Source organism: Microcoleus sp. S36b_A4 (assembly GCF_036700645.1).
Taxonomy (GTDB): domain Bacteria; phylum Cyanobacteriota; class Cyanobacteriia; order Cyanobacteriales; family Microcoleaceae; genus Microcoleus.
Genome location: NZ_JAUBPI010000002.1, coordinates 22,685 through 38,765, shown reverse-complemented (window position 1 = coordinate 38,765; position 16,081 = coordinate 22,685). Strand labels below are relative to the sequence as shown.

Below are 16,081 nucleotides of genomic sequence, written 5' to 3'. Positions count from 1 at the left end.
AGCCCCAGAAAAAAATATAAGGGTTTCTCGATCGCCTATAATAACTCATATTTTTGAGTTTTGATATTGCTTCTTGACTCGCAACACTTTTGGGTTTTCATTTAAATATAGTAATCCTAAATGATTCAGATAAATTTGTAGGGGTAGTGCTAATAGTGCCTACCCCCTATCTATCGGGCAACCACGGGAGGATTGCCCCTACAATAATTATGCAAATGAATGATTTAGGATTGCTATACTTGTCAAATTATATTTACACTCAGGGTAGTCGTTTTTATTCACTGTTTTATAAACCACTGATCACCTCACTACAAATACGCAAAATGATGAGTTATTATAAACTTGACTGACTTGATAAATAACGCTTGGCGGTTGACAGTTAAATAGTTGCCCAATTGTGCTTTTCCTCATAAATAATAGTTAATTTTTACAGGTTGAGAAACGAGTTACTTCCTCACTAAAAACCTGGGAAATTCTTCATTTTTAGGAACTTGAATGAGTTAATAAACTCTGTTGAATTTTGTCTAACAATTGTGCTGCTGATAAGGAAGAAGGCAAAATTTTGGCAGATACTTCTTGCAGTAGAAAGTCGATCGCCTCGGATTCCGAATTTACAGCAGATCGATAATCCCAAACTAAAATTGGCAATTTTACTGCCATTTGGCGCAAGTTCGATAGCGCCTGCAGCATAGCGGTTGATTCTGAGGGGGCATCTCGCAAACACAGCAAAACTAAGTCAACGCTTTGATATTGCAACTGCTGCAAAACTTCTGTCCAGCTCTGAGCGATCGACCCTCGAAATCCTGCGGTTTGGATGTACTGAATCAAAGCTTGAAAGTTGGGAGTAGAAAAATGGGAATTGGGAAGGGGAATCTCGGCATTTGTCGATCGATCGCAATGTTCCAATTCTCCCGTCGGGTTCCCCCCAGAAGAGGAGTGCAAATCGGGTAAAGTCGAAATGTCGGCAAATAAAATGCTGGGTTTCCAACTCATGCCCGCAGCAACTTGAATCACTTGCCACAAAGCACTTGGTACCAAACCGGTTGGTGAAGTTTCACTGTCGTCGGGACTGCGGGTAGCCAAACAGGGAAATACCGACAATCCTTTGACTTGATTTGCCAGTTGCGTAGTGGTGGGGTCTAAAGTCACTAACGGGAGAGAACCCAAATTTCGAGACCGACTTAACTGTTCGATAAAAGCTAAGGGGTTTTGCAGTTGACTTGTACCATCCAAGACGATCGCATCGGGGCGCCAAATTCTGGCCACGAGTTCTGCTTGGCCGAGGTCGTCTGCTTCTAAAACCCGGCAGTAGTTGGGGTTGAGCAGTAAAGCGGAACCTTGAGACGAACTGTTTTGCGGGCTGAGCCACAAAACGGTTAAAGAACTCCTTACTTTGGGGCTACTAGAATTACTGTGGCCGATCAAGTCTGCCAGCAGCCGCCGCAAAGCGGGTTCTTCCACCGGCAAGGTCAAAAAGCCTTCAGCTCTGTTGACACTAGCCCGTTCTTTCTCCCCTCTGGTGGCTGTGACGATCGCCGGAATCGATCGGGTATCCGGGTCACTCTTGAGCAGCGTCAGCACGTCCCAACCCGACAGCAGCGGCAGCAGCGGGTTGAGGAAAATCGCTTCGGGACTGAACCTGCGAGCTTTTTCTAGCGCTTCGGTGCCGGAACGGGCGACTATTACTTGGTAGCCCAAACCTGAGATGACGTTGGTTAAATCTTCGATATATTTGGGAACTGCTTCGACTATTAATACTAAACGAGAGCGAGAATTGGCGGTCAGAGTCGGATATTGGGGTTGTAATAATTCTTCCTCAACGGCTCCCGATGCGGGGACTTCTTCACTGCTGTTTCCCGGAGGATTTGGTGGCAGCAGCAGGGTAAATTGAGAGCCTTGGTTTTCTGAGGAAATAAACGAAACGTCCCCGCCGTGGAGCCGAGCTAGGCGTTGAGTCAGTACCAGTCCCAGTCCGGTTCCTTGAAAGCGGCGGGTGAGGGGGCTTTCTAGCTGTTGGAATTTCTGAAAGATCAGATGCTGTTTGTCGGCGGGGATGCCGATGCCAGTGTCCCAAACTTTGAATGCGATCCAGCCTTCCCAAACATTTACTTTCAGTCCGATTTTGCCGCCGAGTTCGGTGAATTTTAGGGCGTTGGAAAGGAGGTTGACGAGCATTTGCCGCAGTCGCAGTTCGTCGGCAATTAATTGGCTCAGTCCCGGTTCTATTTCGAGTGTAAATTCTATTTGGGCGGAGGGTTCTGCGTTTGCTGTGCCATCAGTTTTGCTTGGTTCGGGTGGTTTTTTTTCTTCTTGCTGTTGCAGTTGTTTTGCTTGTTCAAACGCTCTTTGGCAGGTTGATTCTATTTCGACTGCTTCGGGAATTAGTTCTAGCTGCCCGGTTTCCATCCGGGTCAAGTCTAATATATCGTTAACTATTGTCATCAAATGCCGCCCGCTTTTATGAATTAGTTTGGCGTAGCGTGTTTGGCGATCGTTGAGTTCTCCGATCAATTTATCTTTGAGGAGGCTGGACAAACCTAGCACGGCGGTGAGTGGCGTTTTTAGTTCGTGGCTGATGCAGGATAAAAATTCGTCTTTGAGTCGGTTGAGGTGGATTAAATCTGCGTTTTTCGCTGCTAGTTCTTTGGCGACTAAATGTTCTTCGGTGACATCTTGTCCCATTACTAAAATTAGCTTGTCTGAGAGCGGCTGTTTGACAAATTGCCAGATCCGTTCTTGACCTTTTTGTACGGGACACTCGCAAATGTAGGTGTCTGGTTTGCCGGCCATGGGGCACCAAGCTGGAGCGGTTAATGTTGAGGGGGAGGCAGCAGCGTACAGGGGCAGCGGACAACTGGTGGCTGCGGTTGAATCACGCGCGGCGAAGCTATCCCGCAGGGAATCGCCCGATCTACTTGCTCCTACTAGGCTCCTGCAGTCGGTGGTGATGCCCTCTAACTGCAGGCTCTTATATTCGCTTGTTAAATGGCTTGGTTTGCGGGGCGAGTGTTTACCCAAATTTGCTGCTGGTTCTGGAACTGGTTCTGGGCCAGCTCCCAGCAAAATCCGCCACGCTGCGTTTTGGCTGACTATTTGTGCGGTGGGGGTTTGCAATCTCAGGGGCAGGGGTAGTTTTTCCAGTAGTTCGACTAGGGAGTTCAGGTTTTCCGAAGGTTTCAATCCTGCTTCTAGAAAGCGTACTTGAGCGTCTAGGACCGTGGCGATGGCTTCGGAAATTGGTTTTTTTAATTCGATTTCTTTGACTGCTGTTCCCTGCTCTGTGAGGCTGCAGAGCGAGCTGCTGTTGAGTGCGGCGAATTGCAGCAGGCTCAGGTTGTCTAGCATTCCTAAGAATTGACCACTGGCATCTGTGAGGGCGATCGGAGTTTTGGGGGGGGTGTCGGCGGTTTGGCGGTTTGGCCGGGCTGGGGTGTTCTGTTCCTCTGTTTGCAGGTACTCCCAGAATTCGCTGACGCTCATAGCGGCGGGTAATACCCTGACTGGTTCGATCGCGATCGAGCTTTCTGACAAAGGTTGCTGCCCGTCGTTTGTGCGATCGGCTCCCCAAGCCCAAAGGCTGCGGAGGTACACTAATCCCAGCGGCTGTAGCTGTTCGTTGACTACTGCAACTCGATCGCAGTTGCAGGATCTGAAAATTGACTGCAGCGATGCTAGCACACCCGTTTGGCGGCACAGCGGCACTGGCTCGATAAAATTTTTGAGACTGGGGGTGGTGAGTGGCATAACAAACCTGAGAGTCTGCTCACGAGAGCAGTAATATTTTTGATGCTCAATGTAGCTGCGAATTTCTGTATCTTATTAGTTTTATATCAGTTCGCTATCAGGCTCCGTATCTGCACCGACACCGGGGAGTTCGATGCCTACGCCTGATTTGAGGCGACTAGCAATTATTTTAAGGCTTAAGCTTAATTGCAGAAATCACGCTCAGGGTGCTTGACACAAAAACCACGGAGTACACTTTGATTCTTCTTCCGGTAGAAGCGCATCACTTATTTTGCGGTTAAGATTGGTTAAAATAAATGTTGAGATGATTGTTAAAATGTTAAGTTTTTTGTAAAGGAGATATCAACTCTGAGCGATCCAGCACTTTCAGGCAACTTAGGTGGTGCACCTACAGCTTTGCTTCCTCAACTTTCTATCGGTATTTTTGTCCGCTCTGAGGAAATTGCAGCCTCTGCGATCGAGCTTTTGAGAGGCGAGCGCTATACTTTAATGCACATTAAGTCGGCAGTGGAGCTTTTGGGGTTCCTTAAGCACAATTATCACCTTGATTGTTTGGTTTTGGAGGTGGATGGGGATCTGCGATCGCTTCTGGGCAAGCTGCAAGAACGATCGATCTTTTTGCCTGCTGTGATTTTTTCGCCTCACGCGCAGGTAGATGGCAAGGCCGAAGCACCATTTTCAGATGGTTTTGAGGCGGCAGCCAGTACCGCCAACCAGAGTCGAGACGAAAGCTGTGCTTTTTTTTATCACCCTGCTGAGGTGCAACTGGCAATCGCTCGATCAAGTGAAATAGCTGCCGGTATCGATCGGGCGATCGCACAATTTCTGAAACTTTCAACTCCGGTTCCTGTCAATTACCAATCCGTAACGGTAGATGCGACAGCCCAATTGACTGCTCAAAGTTTGCTCAGCCGACAGCAGCGGCGGCTGGCGGAAAAATTACGGGAGCGATTAGGATACTTAGGTGTGTATTATAAAAGAAATTCCCAGATTTTTTTGAAAAATCTGTCGGGACCAGAGAAGCAAAAGTTTTTGGAGCAACTCAAGTCAAGTTATCGCGACATCGTTTTGAATTATTTTTCTCAAGATGCTGCGGTCAACAATCAAATAGATGAATTTGTGAATTTGGCTTTTTTTGCTGACGTTCCTGTGACTCAAGTTGTAGAAATTCACATGGAATTGATGGACGAGTTTGCTAAACAGCTAAAAATAGAAGGGCGCAGTGAGGAAATATTGCTTGATTACCGTTTGACCCTGATTGACGCGATCGCTCATATGTGCGAGATGTATCGGCGATCGATTCCGAAAGAAACCTCTCAAGGTAGAATGTAGAAGGGATTCGGCATAATTTAAGAAACAAAAGGTAGAAGGTAGAATCTAACAAAAAAGAAAGGAGCCGAGCAACGGCCGCGCGAGGGCGAGGCGGAAATTATTATAAAATAACAAAGAACAGCGGATTTAAGACAAATAACAACTACAACTAACATCTGACAACTAATACTCAACATTTAAAAAAGTTCATGAGTCCTCTGAAGAAAACCTACGTTCTGAAGCTGTACGTTGCGGGGAATACTCCCAACTCAGTGCGAGCTTTGAAAACCCTAAAGGACATCCTAGAACAAGAATTTCAAGGCGTCTACGCGCTGAAAGTCATAGATGTTCTCAAAAATCCTCAGCTAGCAGAAGAGGACAAAATATTGGCAACCCCGACGCTGGCAAAAATCCTGCCGCCGCCGGTGCGAAAAATTATTGGCGATTTGTCCGATCGTGAGAAAGTTCTGATAGGATTAGATTTGCTCTATGAAGAACTTCGCGAAGAAGACCTCAATTCATAAGATAATCAAGTGAGAGTCTGTCGATTTTAGATTTGAGACTTCGGTTTGGCGTGAAACGTTTGGCGAGCGCTAAGTCGAAGCATCGAGTCGCGCTTAGTCGAACGATTTTAGGTTTTAGATTTACTCAACAGATGAACCGGGGAGGTTGAACAAAAGTCTAAAATTTTCATCTTTCCACGACAGAAGTACGTGGCACGGTATCGGTTTTTGAGCGGGGTTATTAGTCACCAGTCAGCAGTCATTAGTTATTGAGCAAGAGCCAAAACTAAAAGCTGGGTACAAAGACTCATGATCGGCGGTTAATGAGTGACAACTAAAGAATACTGAGAGTTGACAAAAATCGACATGAATGAAATTAGTCAAACGGTTAAACGAGAAGGATTGGTAACGGCAGGAGTTGAAAAAATTCGCACGATGATTGAGGGTTTCGATGACATCAGTCACGGCGGAATGCCGCTCGGCAGAACCACCCTAGTCAGCGGCACATCAGGAACGGGAAAAACTTTATTTGCCGTACAATTTCTCTATAATGGAATTACCCATTTTGACGAAGCTGGAGTGTTCGTAACTTTTGAAGAATCTCCCACAGATATTATTAAAAATGCTTGCAGTTTCGGTTGGGATCTGGCACAGTTAATCGAGGAAGGCAAGCTATTTATTTTGGACGCTTCCCCCGATCCGGAAGGTCAAGATATCGTAGGAAATTTTGATTTATCAGCCTTAATCGAGCGAATTCAGTACGCCATTCGTAAGTACAAAGCCAAGCGGGTTTCAATAGATTCTGTTACCGCCGTATTTCAGCAGTACGACGCCGCATCGGTGGTGCGCCGAGAAATTTTTCGCTTAGTTGCGCGCCTCAAACAAGTCGGAGCAACTACAGTTATGACGACGGAACGGGTGGAAGAATACGGCCCGGTGGCTCGGTTTGGAGTGGAAGAGTTTGTGTCGGATAATGTGGTGATTGTTCGCAACGTATTGGAAGGAGAACGTCGCCGCCGCACCATCGAAATTTTGAAGTTGCGCGGTACAACTCACATGAAGGGTGAATATCCTTTTACTATGACTAATGACGGAATTAATATTTTCCCATTGGGGGCGATGCGATTAACTCAAAAGTCTTCAAACGTGCGGGTTTCTTCAGGTGATAAAACTCTCGATGAGATGTGCGGTGGCGGCTTCTTCAAAGACTCGATTATTTTGGCTACGGGTGCAACGGGAACCGGCAAAACTCTGTTGGTGAGCAAGTTCTTGCAGAATGCTTGTATGAACGGCAATCGGGCGCTGCTGTTTGCGTATGAAGAGTCGCGCGCTCAGTTGTTCCGCAATGCTTATTCTTGGGGCATTGATTTTGAGGAAATGGAACAGAAAGGAATGCTAAAGCTGCTGTGTACTTACCCGGAATCTGCCGGTTTGGAAGACCACTTGCAGACTATTAAATCAGAAATTGCTGAGTTCAAACCTTCTCGAATTGCTATAGACTCGCTGTCTGCCTTAGCTAGGGGTGTCAGCAATAATGCTTTCAGGCAATTTGTGATCGGAGTGACAGGTTTTGCGAAGCAGGAAGAAATAACCGGCTTTTTTACGAATACAAGCGACCAGTTTATGGGTTCTAATTCGATTACTGACTCCCATATTTCTACGATTACTGACACGATTATTATGCTGCAGTATGTAGAGATTCGAGGAGAAATGTCGCGGGCAATTAATGTGTTTAAGATGCGCGGTTCGTGGCATGACAAAGGAATTCGGGAATACACAATTACTGAAAGAGGCCCACAAATTAAAGATTCGTTCCGTGGTTACGAACGGATTATCAGCGGTTCTCCGACTCGGATTACTATTAATGAGAAGAGTGAGCTATCGCGGATTCTCCAGGGTGTGCAAGGTCAAGACGATGAGGATATTTGAGAGTTGGCAGTAATTCATCGTTGTTAAAAGTAAGTTGGGTTGAGCTAGGAAACCCAACTTTTTTAATTTTTTAATTTGAGGAGTTTGGGAAGATTGATAGCAACCGCGACAATGTTTTACAGGTTCTTAATTGCGGAAATAGGAGTTCTTATTGCCTCTATAACCCAATACCTATAGTTTTTACACAGCAACAATAACTTTGGCCAAATCCAATACCCTGGCGATCGTAAATCTCTTGAATTGTGCTTGGAAAGCAAATACTTGCTGTATGATCAAACTCAGCTCGATTGGTAAACAGGTAACCTTGCTGGTGTTAAAGTTATACTAGGAGTGTATTCTCCTGAACTAGGTTGGATTCATCGCCATCGATGTATTCCCATTGCCGAAAAAACTGGATTGATTTTGCCCGAAGAGCAAATGGATTTTAGAGCAAGCTTGGCAATATCAGCAGTGGCTAGCAGCAGGACTAATTCTGCCTAATATCGCGGTGAATCTGTCGGCACGTCAACTCAGCCAACCGACTTTAATCGCTAAGAGCGATCGCATCCTTGAGCGCACCCAGATGAAGCCGAAATATCTAGGGCTAGAGATTACCGAAACGACAATGATGCTTAATTTTGACATTACATACAATGTTTTAAGCCAATTATCAAAGCGTGGTATTGGGATTTTAGTGGATGATTTTGGACCTGACTATGCTGCTTTTAACAAGTTGAAAAATTTTCTGATGAAGTCGCTCAAAATTGATCTTTCACTTGTCCGCGATTTAGCCAGCCTTCCGAGCGTTCGAGCGCGGAATTCACAAACCCATAGTTGTAATCCCAGATGGCTTAAATCGAGCACAATTGCCGAAGGAATGGAAACCCCAGCGCAATGGGAATAGTTACAAGCTAGCGCCTAGGAAATTCGGCTGCATTATATGTTGAGGAAGACGGCTATTGCTGAGTTTGCAATTCAATTAATCCGATATCCTGAATTGTTGTCCACCACTATGTGGGATCATCAATCCTCCCTCATAAAAGCGCGCCAAAGTCTTATAATTAATTTAATGCTCGTGTCGATCAAATGACTAAAAAATTTTTCTTACGGAATAATATAAAAGTGTTTGGACAAGGCACCCAGACGATGATGTTTGCTCATGGATTTGGGTGCGATCAAAATATGTGGCGTTTCGTAACACCGGCTTTCGAGAAAGACTACAAAATCATCCTATTTGATTATGTAGGTTCGGGACAGTCTGATATTAGTGCCTACAGTTATGAACGGTACAGCGACCTCAATGGCTATGTTCAGGATGTCCTCGATATTTGTAAAGAATTGGCGTTGACGGATGTGATTTTTGTCGGTCATTCGGTCAGCAGTATGATCGGCCTTCTGTCCTCAATTCAAGCTCCTAATTACTTTAATCGCCTGATTTTCGTAGGGCCTTCACCCTGCTACATCAATGATTTACCAAATTATTACGGAGGGTTTGAGCGCAAAGATATTGAGGATCTCCTCGATATCATGGAGAAAAATTACATTGGTTGGGCAAGCTTTCTGGCGCCAATGGTGATGCAGAATCAGGATCGTCCTGAGTTAAGTGAGGAACTTGAGACAAGTTTTTGCTCGACTGATCCAGTGATTGCAAGTCGCTTTGCCGAGGTGACTTTTTACTCTGACAATCGCAGTGATTTACCCAAGGTATCAGTACCTTCACTGATATTGCAATGCGCTGATGACGTGATTGCTCCCACCGAGGTAGGGGATTACCTCCACCGCCACCTACCTAAAAGTACGCTACGGCTGATGAAAGCTACGGGACATTGCCCGCACCTGAGTCATCCACAAGAGACGATCGAGATGATGAAGGAGTATTTGAGTGTACCTCATACTACCTGATTTGTATGGCAAACATGACCTACCAGATAGACGAGCTACTCAACACGTCACCCTGTGGATTCCTCTCGTTTGCTGACGATGGTACGATCGTAATGGTCAACGCCACATTACTGCAATTACTCGGATACGAAACCGATGAACTGCGGGAACGCAAAATAGACTCCATTCTGTCAATGGCCAGCCGGATTTTTTTTCAAACCCATTTCTTCCCCCTGTTGAAGCTCGACGGTAAAGTAGAGGAAATTTACTTCTCATTAAGGTCAAAGCAGGGTAGTGATATACCTATGCTGATCAACGCTGTGCGTCGGGAGAAGGGGGGAAGCTTCGTCAACAATTGCATCTTGATCTGTATCCGCCAGCGTATCCTATACGAAGGTGAAATTATTAAAGCCAAAAAAGCAGCAGAGGCAGCTATTCTCGCCCAAAAGCAAGCGGAAATTGCTCTGCGGCAACAGTACGACAAGGCTATATTACTTCAAGAGATTACTCAACACATCCGTCAATCTCTTGATTTGTCTACAATTTTTGAGATTGCTTCGCAGGAGATTCGCCTGTTTCTGGATGCCGAGCGCGTTGGCATATTTAAGTTCGATCCTGACAGTAAATTTGGATATGGTGAGTTTGTTTCAGAATCCGTAGGCGAAGGATGTAAATTGGTAAGCCGAAATCAATTTAACGACCCGTGTGGTGGTGAACAAGGTCCTGATTCATATAAAGAATGGAGAATGCAGGTAGTTGAAGATATCAATAAGATTGACCTTCAACACTGTTGCCGCGCTCTTTGGAAACAATTTCCGGTTCGGGCTAATTTAGTTGCGCCGTTGCTCAATGGACAAGATTTGTGGGGGTTGTTATGTATTCATCAATGTTCTGCTCCTCGGCAATGGGAAGAATTTGAAGTTGACCTTGTTAAACAAATTGCTAATCAGTTAGCGATCGCCATTAAGCAAGCGGATATTTTTCAGAAGTTACAGAAGGAATTGGCAGAAAGGCAGCAGGCCCAAGCGCGCATGAGAGAAATTAATCAGCAACTGGCACTCTCTAACGAAGAACTAGCCCGCGCTACTCACCTCTTAGAACAAGTGGTAAATATTGATGGGTTAACTCAAATTGCTAATCGCCGCTGTTTTAATGACCGCTTAGAGCATGAATGGCAGCGGCTATACCGGGAACAAAAACCTATTTCTCTTTTGTTGTTTGATGTGGATTATTTCAAACGTTATAATGATTGCTACGGTCATCAAATGGGGGATGATTGTCTGTTCAAACTTGCTCAGACTGTGCAAGAGGTGGTGTACCGTCCAGCGGATTTGGTGGCGCGTTACGGCGGAGAAGAATTTGCCATCATTTTGCCTAATACTGATCTTGAAGGAGCGAGTTCGGTGGCCCAACGGATTCACGCTGCTATTCAAGCTTTACATATTCCTCACAAAACCTCTGATGTGAGCGATGTAGTTACTATTAGTATGGGTATCGCCAACTTGATTCCGATTTCGGAACTATCATCGGTTGACTTAATTGCGATCGCCGATCGTTCACTGTACCGTGCTAAGGAACAGGGGCGGAATCAGTCCGCGATAGGCGACTACAGGGGCGATTCGATTTTTGACACTGGCGCTTAAATCACAATAATTGAGACCGAGGGTAAAAATTTGTCCCCGGTCTCTCAAAATCAGTCATTTTATAAATTTAAATAAGTACGGAGCTATTTGAAAACTCCGCTCCGACCGTCGCAGAATTTCCAGAGCCAGCCGACCTGCTCAACCAGTTGAAAGCCAGACGTCAAAAGTCCGGCGCAAACTTGGCAGATATGGAGGGGGTTTTGGAGATACTTGGAACAGATGGGAGCGAAATTTGAGCGGAAAATAGGAGTATCGGTAATACAATTAACCTGAAACCCTTACTCCACAAAATAAATATAAAATGAGCACGGAGGGATTTGAACCCCCGACCCTCAGGACCGGAACCTGATGCTCTATCCACTGAGCTACGTGCCCTCGACTTTTTAGAGTATAACACGTCTTGCGGAAAATGGCGAGTGCCGATCGCAAATTTCCTGGCAGGCCTCCAAACCGCTTGACCCATGCGGATTAAACTCGCCCGTGCGATCGAATATCAGCCTATTCTCGCAGGCAGAGACTGCAACTTTTAGCTAAATGGTAACAATAATACGACAATGGGTAAAATAATAGACTTTAATCGAGCAAACATTAGGTTCACATTCGATCGGGGTCGAGCATCTACCACAGCTAAAATAGCCCGCATCAATTCCTCCTAGCTAAGCGGCAGTAAATAAATGGTGCTGCTGTTAATACAGATTCTGCAAAGACGGTTGTAGACTAAGTTCACCAAACCCCTCAATCTTATGGTTGCTAAAATTTTAGACCAATTACCGCTGCGAACTGTTCTCATAGTTCCATTTGTATTGCAAATCGTGGGAACCGTGGGACTCGTAGGATATCTGTCTTTTAGAAACGGACAAAAAGCAGTTAATAACCTTGCCAGTCAGTTAATGAGTGAGGTGAGTTTGCGTGTCGAGCAAAACCTGCAAGTTTACCTGACTACTCCCCATCAAATCAATCAAACCAAGCTGGATGCTGTCAAGCTCGGCTTGTTAAAGATGGAAAAATTATCAGCTTGGGATAAATATCTTTGGCGTCAAGTACAATTATATCCATATATCAATTTTACCTCGGTTGGCAACAATAAGGGAAATTATAGAGGCGGTCAACAACTTTCTAACGGCTCCCGAATGATTAATGTGATAGACCCATCTACTGGGTTTAATTTTAATTCTTACAATACGAACGCTCTCGGCGATCGCACTACAATTACCACCCTGGCCAAAAACTATGATAATCGGCAACATCCTGCGTACAAAAAAGCCGTAAAAGTCGGCAAACCTACTTGGAGTTCTGTTTTTGTTTCCTTACTAGAGCCTACCTTAATTATCAGCGCTCTCCAACCAGTATACAGCGACAAAAATCAGCTAGAAGGAGTCTTATTTACTGCCTTGCGTCTAGACCATCTTGGGAGATTTCTTAACAGTCTCAAAGTTGGCAAATCCGGTCAAACATTTATTATAGATCGCCAGGGTACTATGTTAGCAACTTCCACCACCGAAAAACCATTTCGCACCAAAGATAATAAAAAACAATTGTTTAAAGTGGAAGAAAGCAGCAACCCCTTTACTCAAGCGACAGCTAAATATTTGACGGCAAAGTTTAAAAATTTAGACCAAATTAAAAAATCCGAGTTATTGAGCTTTGAAATAGATGACAAGCGACATTTTTTAAAAGTCTTGCCGTTCCAAGACGGCAAAGGTTTAGACTGGCTGATTGTCGTAGTTGTTCCCGAAGCAGATTTCACCAAAGAAATCGATGCCAATACCCGCACAGCGGTTTTACTTTGTTTCGCAGCTTTAGGAGTAGCTGTGGTAATTGGCATTCTGACTTCTCAGTGGGTGACAAATCCTATTTTGAGCTTAAATACAGCCGCCAAAAACATTGCTAAAGGTGAATGGGATAAAACAGTACAAAGCGAACGTTCTGACGAATTGGGGGAATTAGCAAAGTCATTTAACAGCATGGCTCAACAACTGCAACAATCTTTTGAAACTTTAGAAAATAGAGTACAAGAGCGGACGACAGAATTGGCTGTAGCTAAAGACAAAGCGGAAGTAGCAAATCAAGCTAAAAGCACCTTTCTGGCTAACATGAGCCACGAATTGCGATCGCCTCTCAATGCAATTCTCGGCTTTTCCCAACTGATGACTCGCAGCCAAACTCTATCCCCCGAACATCAAGAAAATATTAGCATAATTAGGAGCAGCGGAGAACACCTCCTTACCCTGATTAATAACGTGCTGGATTTATCTAAAATTGAATCGGGGCGCACCACCCTCAATCCCCATAAAATCGACCTCTATCGCCTCCTAAACGACTTGGAAGATATGTTTCAGCTCAAAGCAGATGACAAGCACTTGCAGTTGGTTTTTGACCGCAGCCCCGATGTGCCACAATACATAGAAACTGATGATTTAAAGTTGCGGCAAATCTTAATTAATCTGCTCAATAACTCTCTTAAGTTTACCGATGAGGGCGGTATAGCGGTCAGAGTTGGGAAGCAGTCATTCGGCAAAAATCAGCAGGCAGAAGGGGGAAACTTTGAGCAGTCGAAAGTATCAAAAAATACAAAAAGTTCCGCTATTAATGGTGTTAAAATATCTCAAGTCAGTCCGTCCAGCAACCAGATTATTGCAAACCCAGATGACGATGCAGCTTCTACCTGTTCCTTCTTCCTTCATTTTGAAGTCGAGGATACTGGTTCCGGTATTGCTATCAATGAATTAGACGATATTTTTGAACCTTTCGTGCAAACCAAGACAGGCAAAGATTCGCAAGAAGGTACCGGCTTGGGATTGCCAATCAGTCGCAAATTTGTGGAATTAATGGGCGGCGAAATGAGCGTCTGTTCTGCTGTTGGCACGGGAACTAATTTTAAGTTTGACATTCAAGTTATTGCGGTCGATCCGGCTGATATTGAAAGCCCAAAACCGAGCCGGAATGTTATTGCCTTGGCACCCAACCAACACACCTATCGAATTTTGATAGTAGACGATAAACAGCTCAATCGCCAACTGTTAATTAAAATCCTCTCTCCTCTTGGTTTTGAACTAAAAGAAGCTACTAACGGTCAAGAAGCTATTGAGATTTGGGATAGTTGGGAACCGCATCTAATTTGGATGGACATGAGAATGCCTGTGATGGACGGCTACGAAGCTACGCAATACATTAAAGGTACTATTAAAGGTCAAGCTACTGCGATTATTGCGCTGACAGCGAGCGTTTTGGAGGAAGAACGAGCAGTTATTTTGTCGGCGGGCTGCGATGCTTTTATGAGGAAGCCTTTCCGGGAAGCCGATATTTTTGATGCGATGCACAAACATATCGGAGTGCGCTATATTTATGAAGAGCTGGGTTTAACTAATTTATCGGCAATCAAAGAAGGCGATCGCGCTATGAGTGCGGCTGATTTCGTAAAATTGCCTGATTCACTGGTAGCTGATTTAAAGCTAGCAATACTGAATGCAGATATGGATTTAATTGATACCTTGATAGAGCAAATTCGATTAAAGGATGCAGTAACGGCAGGTGCGATCGCAAATTGTATGGAAAATTTTGAGTACGACAAAGTTTTAAAGCTAATATCTCAAGCAATATCACATGAATAACGACATTCCTAGCACCGATCGCGGTAATATTTTAGTAGTTGATGACACCCCAGCTAATTTGCGGCTGCTAGCCGGAATTTTGAACAGCAAGGGCTATAAAGTGCGCCCGGTACCTAGCGGCGAGTTAGCGCTTTCGGCGGCAAAAGGTATGCCTCCCGATTTGATTTTGCTGGATATTATGATGCCCGAAATGAATGGATATGAAGTGTGCGAAAAAATCAAAGCTGATGAACGAACTTGCGACATCCCGGTGATTTTTATTAGCGCGATTAATGACGTACTTGATAAGGTCAAAGCCTTTGCTGTGGGCGGGGTAGATTATATTACCAAGCCCTTTCAGGTGGAAGAGGTTCTAGTGAGGGTAGAAACCCATTTAGCAATATGCCAGTTGCGAAAAAAACTTCAACAGAAAAACAATGAACTTACAGTTACTTTAGACCAACTGCAAGCTACTCAGAATCAATTAGTGCAATCGGAAAAAATGGCGGCATTAGGGCAACTGATTGCGGGCATTGCTCACGAAATTAATACGCCGTTGGGGGCGATTCGGTCGTCTATTGGAAATATTACCAGCTTTTTGGATAACAATCTAGAAAAGTTGCCAGTTTTTTTTAAAGAACTGTCAGCAGAACGCCAGCAAGATTTCTTGCGTTTGATGTACAGTTCTAGCCAACAAAATTACTCTTTATCTACTAGAGAAAAACGGGTATTGAAAAAAGACGTGAAGCAGCAACTAGAGTCGGAAGGCATTGACAATTATGACAGCCTTGCTAGCATTTTAGTCAATATCGGATTGCAAGGAAATCTGCAAGAATTCTTGTCGTTGCTCAAAGATCCTGACAGCGAAAATATTATCAAAACAGCCTACGACTTTGCTAGCATTCACAGAAGCGCCCGAACCATCGCTACCGCTACTGAACGCGCTGCAAAAGTCGTCTTTGCCCTGAAAAATTATGCGCGTTACGATATAAATGGGGAAAAAATACAAGTGAATATTACGGATGGACTTGAAACTGTATTAACTCTTTATCAAAACCAAATCAAGCAGGGTGTGGAAGTTGTCAGAAACTATCAAGATCAATTGCCTGTGGTACTGTGTTATCCCGACGAACTCAATCAAGTTTGGACAAATTTAATTCACAATGCCTTACAAGCGATGGACAATCAAGGAACTTTAACAATTGACGTGGTACAACAAGATACCAGCGTCTTGGTAAAAATTAGTGACAGCGGTAAAGGGATGCAACCAGAGATTATTCCAAAAATTTTTGAGCCTTTTTTTACTACCAAACCTGCGGGAGAAGGCAGCGGGTTGGGGCTGGATATTGTCAAAAAAATAATGGAAAAACATCAGGGTAAAATTGATGTGGAGTCGATGCCCGGTAAAACAGCATTTACCGTGTCTTTGCCGATTAATTTAACTGAGTAGGTAAAGCGCCGGAGACTGAAGTCGGGGGCGAAAATTTGCAGTCTACCCGCG

Annotated in this window: 9 protein-coding genes and 1 tRNA gene; 8 read left to right on the top strand and 2 right to left on the bottom strand. The window is 44.5% G+C overall.

Translation table 11 applies throughout. The annotated features are described in order from the left end of the window. Positions 1-483: 483 nt before the first annotated feature. Complete coding sequence (locus QUA03_RS01050; RefSeq protein ID WP_333208981.1) at positions 484-3,744, bottom strand: ATP-binding protein; 3,261 nt, start codon at positions 3,742-3,744, stop codon at positions 484-486. 396 nt (positions 3,745-4,140) lie between these two features. On the opposite strand from QUA03_RS01050, the gene QUA03_RS01045 reads away from it, so the two are divergent. The 6 genes from QUA03_RS01045 (at position 4,141) to QUA03_RS01020 (ending at position 10,990) form a co-directional block, all read left to right on the top strand. Continuing rightward, a complete protein-coding gene (locus QUA03_RS01045; protein WP_333208980.1) occupies positions 4,141-5,076 on the top strand; it encodes a circadian clock protein KaiA in 936 nt (311 codons plus the stop codon). A 188-nt stretch (positions 5,077-5,264) separates the two neighbouring features. Further along, on the top strand, positions 5,265-5,579 hold the full coding sequence (kaiB, locus tag QUA03_RS01040; RefSeq protein ID WP_006632119.1) for a circadian clock protein KaiB: 315 nt from the start codon (positions 5,265-5,267) through the stop codon (positions 5,577-5,579). 345 nt (positions 5,580-5,924) lie between these two features. After that, positions 5,925-7,487, top strand: a complete 1,563-nt coding sequence (kaiC, locus tag QUA03_RS01035) for a circadian clock protein KaiC (protein WP_333068315.1) — start codon at positions 5,925-5,927, stop codon at positions 7,485-7,487. 421 nt (positions 7,488-7,908) lie between these two features. After that, a complete protein-coding gene (locus QUA03_RS01030; RefSeq protein ID WP_333209151.1) occupies positions 7,909-8,370 on the top strand; it encodes an EAL domain-containing protein in 462 nt (153 codons plus the stop codon). Positions 8,371-8,552: 182 nt separating this feature from the next. After that, positions 8,553-9,368: an alpha/beta hydrolase gene (locus QUA03_RS01025; RefSeq protein ID WP_333208978.1), complete on the top strand. Its 816-nt coding sequence runs from the start codon at positions 8,553-8,555 to the stop codon at positions 9,366-9,368. A 5-nt stretch (positions 9,369-9,373) separates the two neighbouring features. Continuing rightward, positions 9,374-10,990 (top strand): diguanylate cyclase domain-containing protein, encoded by a 1,617-nt coding sequence (locus QUA03_RS01020; RefSeq protein ID WP_333208975.1) that lies wholly within the window; start codon positions 9,374-9,376, stop codon positions 10,988-10,990. 302 nt (positions 10,991-11,292) lie between these two features. Here the strand turns inward: QUA03_RS01020 and QUA03_RS01015 are convergent. Further along, a tRNA-Arg gene (locus QUA03_RS01015) sits at positions 11,293-11,365 on the bottom strand. A 368-nt stretch (positions 11,366-11,733) separates the two neighbouring features. On the opposite strand from QUA03_RS01015, the gene QUA03_RS01010 reads away from it, so the two are divergent. Then, on the top strand, positions 11,734-14,601 hold the full coding sequence (locus tag QUA03_RS01010) for a response regulator (protein ID WP_333208973.1): 2,868 nt from the start codon (positions 11,734-11,736) through the stop codon (positions 14,599-14,601). After that, complete coding sequence (locus tag QUA03_RS01005; protein WP_333208972.1) at positions 14,594-16,030, top strand: response regulator; 1,437 nt, start codon at positions 14,594-14,596, stop codon at positions 16,028-16,030. The genes QUA03_RS01010 and QUA03_RS01005 overlap by 8 nt, the downstream gene beginning before the upstream one ends. Positions 16,031-16,081 lie beyond the last annotated feature (51 nt).